This window comes from Paraburkholderia sp. (assembly GCF_026225065.1).
GTDB lineage: Bacteria > Pseudomonadota > Gammaproteobacteria > Burkholderiales > Burkholderiaceae > Paraburkholderia.
This window is the reverse complement of the sequence record NZ_JAMFSB010000279.1, coordinates 1-5399: the sequence shown is the minus strand read 5'-3', so window position 1 is coordinate 5399 and position 5399 is coordinate 1. Positions and strand designations below refer to the sequence as shown.

Here is a 5399-nt window from a genome sequence, read left to right as displayed (position 1 = left end):
GGATAAAAAGAACAAGCCTGACCTCTTCATGCACCTTGTGGCTCAGAACAACTGGGAGCACGCGCTGGTGTTCGTCAAAACCCGCAATGGCGTGGATTACCTGGCGGCCATGCTGGACGAAGCGGGCTATTCGGTGGACACCATCCACGGCGACAAACCGCAACCCGCGCGCCTGCGTGCGCTGGAGCGCTTCAAAACGGGCGAAGTACATATGCTGGTAGCCACCGATGTGGCTGCGCGCGGGCTGGATATCGACGACCTGCCGCTGGTGATCAACGTTGATCTGCCGATCGTGGCGCAAGACTATGTGCACCGCATTGGCCGTACCGGTCGCGCGGGCGCCAGCGGCGTGGCAGTGTCCCTTGTGTGTGCCGATGAAGCGCCGCAACTGGCCGCGATTGAAGCACTGATCCGGCAAACGCTGCCTCGTGAAGAAGAGGCGGGTTTCGAAGCCGAACACCGCGTGCCGCAAACTAGTGCGACGGGCCAGATCATCAAGAAACCCAAAAAGCCTAAGAAGCCGAAAATGCCACAAGCTGAGCCGGGCGCCAGGCAGGGGCTCAGCAAACAGCCGCGCCCGCAAAGTGGCGAAAACGATCGCAAGCCTGCCGTTCAGCGCGCCGTGGCCGAGGGTAAAGGCACAGGCTTCTCCAGCGGTAACCCATTCAGCGTGCAAAAGCCACGCAGCAAACCCGCCAGCAAGCCAGCTACGGGTTCACGTAAGCCGGCTGGCAAACCCGCTGGTCGCAGCCGCAAACGCCAACCCTGACAGGATCGCTAACGCTTACGCGCTGCTCGACACCAGCCCGGTCGTCTGACCGCTGGCCAGCATCAACTGGGCGAGGGCGCCTTGTGCGCTTTGCAACTGACTTTCGATCTGACTGAGTTCGCTGGTATTCGAACTCTGCAGCGCCTCGCTCAACGAGCTTTGGGCACTTTGCAACTGGGCTTTGATCTGGTTGATCTGGCCGGCGTCAGCACCTCCCGCTGAACCGCCGGCGGACGATACTTGCGCCAGCTGGGCTTCGAGCGACAGGGCGAGAGCATTCATCTCGTCGAGCTCGGTCGAGGAACTGCTGGAAGACACCGAACCGCCGCCACCGCCGCCTGCGCCGCTCGTACCTGAAGCGGAAGCGGAGGAAGTCGACCCGGACGAAGCTGCTCCCGTTGCCCCGCTCGATGACGTCGCCGAACTGCCGGCCGCCGCTCCAGTCGAGGCGGCGGTACTAGCGGACACGCCACCAGTCGCGGACGATGAGCCGGCAGTGCCCACCTTCGAAACGGACGACGCGTCCGCGCCCGTGGTGGTCGCGGTCGTTGTGCCGGCTGTGAAAGCTGTAGCGGTGGTTATTGGCTGGATTTGCATGGAATCCCTCGATTGGCTTGAAAGCGGTGCGAGGCGGCTTTAGGGCTAGCTGGCCAACGCCAGAGAAACGCCCGATTAACGGCCTATCTTCTTGATAACGGCAGGCTGAATAGTTTCTTGAGCCGATTTTTTGAAATATTTTCGTTTCGGGATCTTGCGCGAGATACCTGCCGACGTGACCGCCAGGCACGAGACCCCATTCGGTGTCGCGGCCGCAGCGCAACGATCGGCAATTGCACCATGTGCTACGCTTGATGCGCGCTTTGGCCGCCGCTGTACTCGCGGCCGGTTCTGCATGGCGCCGGACCGAGCAACAAAGAAGAATTTACCGGATGAACAACGCCCTCGATTTTGAACGCCAACGCATTGCCGCATTGGCGCGGTATGACGTGCTGGACACACCGCGTGAACAAGCCTTCGACGAAATTGCGTGCCTGGCAGCGGCACTATGCCGGACGCCGGTCGCGATGGTGAATTTCATCGGAGACGGCCGTCAGTTTTTCAAGGCGGAGGTAGGGCTCGGCGTGCGCGAAACGCCGCTCGAAAGCGCCTTTTGCGCCAAGGCGCTGCTGGAAGAAGAATTCCTTCAGATTGCGGACGCAACTACTGACCCTCGCTTTGCCGGCAATCCCCTTGTCACCGGGAAGCCCAATCTGCGCTTTTATGCCGGCGCGCTTCTGAAGACCGAGGAAGGGCTGCCAATCGGCACCCTCTGCGTGCTCGACCATGAGCCGCGAAGCCTCGACAAGGTACAGGAACAAGCGTTACGGACTCTCGCGCGTCAAACCTCGGCCGCGCTCGAACTGCGCCGCGCTGCAAAGTGCGCTGAGGCTGACAGGGCGCGCTACCGCGCCCTGTTTAACGCAATCGACGACGGCTTTTGCATCATCGAATTCTTCGACGGCCCGCACGGACCGCTCAGCGACTACGTTCACGTTGAAGCCAACCCGGGATACGAGCGGCATACGGGTATCCCGAACATCGAACGCAAGACCATCCGCGAGCTTGATCCGACGGGGGCCGACGGCTGGGTCGAGCTTTATGGCAACGTGCTGCGCACAGGCATGCCGGCGCGCTACGAGCGGTACTTTCTGACCGCCGGCCGTCACATCGAAGTATCGGCAGCGCGGGTAGAACCGCCGAGCCTGCGGCAGGTGTCGGTTCTGTTCCGCGACGTCTCAGCGCGGAAAAAAGCAGAGGAAGCGCTACGCACCAGCGAAGCGATCGCCCGCGTGAACAGCGAGCGCGTGCAGTTGGCGCTCGCAGCCGGGGCAATTATCGGCACCTGGTTCTGGGATATGCCGAACGACCGCTTCACCGTGGACGAAGCGTTTGCGAATGCGTTTGGCCTCGACGCTGCCGAGGGGCGCGATGGCCTCAGCCTGGCGCAGGTCGTGGCGAACGTTCACCCCGATGACCAGAAAGGCCTCGCCACGGCGATCGGCGAAGTCATCAAGCGCGGTGGACCGTACGCGCATCAGTACAGAGTGCGGCGCGCGGATGGGCACTATTACTGGATTGAAGCGAACGGCCGCGTGGATCTCGGGGCGGACGGCACGCCGCTGCGCTTCCCGGGCGTCCTTCTCGACGTGGAGAAGCGTCGCGCCGTCGAGGCGGAACGCGATCGCGCGGCTGCGTCGCTGCGCGCGCTCAATGACACCCTGGAGCAGCGGGTGGCGGCGCGCACCGCGGAGCTGATGCGCGCCGAAGAACAGCTACGGCAATCGCAGAAGATGGAAGCGGTTGGCCAGCTCACCGGCGGCCTTGCGCATGACTTCAACAATCTTCTGACCGGCGTGTCAGGTTCGCTGCATTTGTTGGGCATACGTCTGAGCCAGGGACGGCTGACCGACGTCGATAAATATGTCGTGGCCGCGCAAGGGGCGGTGCGCCGCGCGGCAGCATTGACTCATCGGCTGCTCGCGTTTTCGCGCCGGCAAACCCTCGATCCGCGGCCGACCGACGTCAACGCGCTGGTCAATGGCATGACCGATCTGATCCAGCGCACCGTCGGACCGGGTATCAAAATCGAAGCCGTCGGCGCGGCCGCGCTATGGCCAGCGTTGGTCGACTCGGGTCAGCTCGAAAACGCACTGCTGAACCTGTGCATCAATGCCCGCGATGCCATGCCCGACGGAGGACGCATCACGATCGAGACGGCCAACAAGTGGATCGATCACAGCGCCGCTCAAAGCCACGATATGCCCGAAGGTCAATATCTCTCGCTGTGCGTCACGGATACGGGCACGGGTATGTCGCCCGAGGTGATTGCAAAAGCATTCGATCCGTTCTTTACCACCAAGCCGATCGGCATGGGCACGGGGCTCGGTCTCTCGATGATCTACGGTTTTGCCAAACAGTCTGGCGGACAGGTGCGGATCTATTCGGAAATCGGCCAGGGAACCACGGTGTGTATCTACTTGCCTCGGTTTTATGGCGATGTCGCGGGCGAGGCCGTTGAGCACGCCACATCAACTGTTTCCGGCGCTGAAGCGGGCGAGACGGTTCTGGTCGTGGACGACGAGCCGAGCGTACGCATGCTGATCACCGATGTGCTGGAAGAACTCGGCTACACGGTGATCGAGGCTGCTGATAGCGTTGCGGGCCTCAAGCTGTTGCGCTCGAATGTGAGGATCGACGTTCTTGTCAGCGACGTCGGTCTTCCAGGGGGGATGAACGGGCGCCAGATGGCCGATGCGGCGAGGCAGACCCGGCCCGATCTGAAAGTGCTTTTCATTACCGGTTACGCGGAGAACTCCGTGATTGGCAACGGCCATCTTGCCCCAGGCATGCAATTGATGACCAAGCCATTCGCCCTGGATGCGTTCGCCGCCAGAGTCCGGCAAATGGTGGAAGGGTGAGCGCTCGTCACGACGAGCGCTTTAGCCTTGGTTGTTTCCGCTGCGCAACGATCAACCAACGCAGCAACTAGACAAACCGCGCTTCGTTGAGATCGGTGATCAGTGTGGGACCGGTTGGGTGCCAGTTCAGCCGCACCTGCGTCTTCGCACTCGAGGCGGGCATATCGAGGCTGACGAACATGCCCATCCATCCGAAATGCGCTGCCGCTTCATCCGGGGAGATCGAAACGGTGGGCAATTTCAGACCGCGTCCGAGCGCCTCGGCGATCTCGCGGCTACTGACGCCTTCTTCGGCAACGGCATGATAGCGCGCGCCCGGTTCGCGCTTTTCTATCGCGAGCCGGAAGAGAAGCGCGACATCGGAGACATGGCAAGCCGGCCAGCGGTTACGGCCCTCGCCCACGTACGCGGAGACGCCTTTCTCGCGAGCGATGGCAACGAGCGGCGAGATGAGACCCTGTTTGTACGGATTGTGAACCTGCGGCAGTCGTACCACCGAGACGTTAATGCCTGCTTCCAGTAGCGCATTTCCAGCCAGTTCGGATGCGATACGCGGATTAGGATGGCTGGTATTGAAGACATCTTCGGTCGCCGGTTCACCATGTTCGCCGCTGCCCATGCCGGTCCCGGAGGTGATGACGAGAGGGCGGTCGGAGCCCGCTAGCGCGGAGCCGAGTGCGGCGATCGCGCGCTTGTCCTTTTCGCAATTCTCGATAAATCTCGTGAAATCGTGATCGAACGCCGTGTGGATGACGGCATCTGCTTTCTCGGCGCCGCTGCGCAGGGTGTCGGGCTCCTCCAGTGTTCCGCGATGCACTTCGACCCCCGCATCGATCAGCGCTTGAGCGCCCGCGTCCGAACGCGTCATGCCGGTCACCTGATGTCCAGCCTTGATGAGTTCGGGGACCACGGTCGCGCCGATAAAGCCTGTCGCGCCGGTAAGAAAAATACGCATACTGAAACCTCCCTGGTTGTCTCCTCTACTATCCGGCTATTTCCCGTTTCGTTGCAGTAGTGACGTCATCATAGTAAGAGCACTAACAGGATCCGGACGGTGGCTGACGCTGGACCCGGCTCGCTACCGCCGGCGGCCGCGCATTGTCCGGCAAACCCGGATTGTGTTTCACCGCGCCGCCCCCTTCTGACACGCGACGTCATCGCGCACAATGCCT

At 61.9% G+C, this 5399-nt stretch carries 4 protein-coding genes; 2 read left to right on the top strand and 2 right to left on the bottom strand.

Annotation, left to right across the window (positions count from 1 at the left end):
• Positions 1-769 (top strand): C-terminal helicase domain-containing protein (locus M0954_RS19875; protein ID WP_297355059.1); only part of this gene is annotated, 769 nt, incomplete at its 5' end.
• Between the two features lie 15 nt (positions 770-784).
• On the opposite strand, the gene M0954_RS19870 is transcribed toward M0954_RS19875, so the two are convergent.
• The gene (locus tag M0954_RS19870) at positions 785-1366 is read right to left on the bottom strand and encodes a hypothetical protein (RefSeq protein ID WP_297355058.1); all 582 of its coding nucleotides are present in this window, start codon (positions 1364-1366) and stop codon (positions 785-787) included.
• Positions 1367-1698: 332 nt separating this feature from the next.
• On the opposite strand from M0954_RS19870, the gene M0954_RS19865 reads away from it, so the two are divergent.
• Positions 1699-4227: an ATP-binding protein gene (locus M0954_RS19865; RefSeq protein WP_297355056.1), complete on the top strand. Its 2529-nt coding sequence runs from the start codon at positions 1699-1701 to the stop codon at positions 4225-4227.
• 67 nt (positions 4228-4294) lie between these two features.
• Here M0954_RS19865 and M0954_RS19860 read toward each other — a convergent pair whose 3' ends face one another.
• Positions 4295-5182, bottom strand: a complete 888-nt coding sequence (locus tag M0954_RS19860; protein WP_297355054.1) for an SDR family oxidoreductase — start codon at positions 5180-5182, stop codon at positions 4295-4297.
• Positions 5183-5399 lie beyond the last annotated feature (217 nt).

Excerpts from the sequence above, each read along its gene's own strand:
- M0954_RS19870 (WP_297355058.1), bottom strand. The coding sequence starts at position 1,366 with ATGCAAATCCAGCCAATAACCACCGCTACAGCTTTCACAGCCGGCACA.
- M0954_RS19865 (WP_297355056.1), top strand. The coding sequence starts at position 1,699 with ATGAACAACGCCCTCGATTTTGAACGCCAACGCATTGCCGCATTGGCG.
- M0954_RS19860 (WP_297355054.1), bottom strand. The coding sequence starts at position 5,182 with ATGCGTATTTTTCTTACCGGCGCGACAGGCTTTATCGGCGCGACCGTG.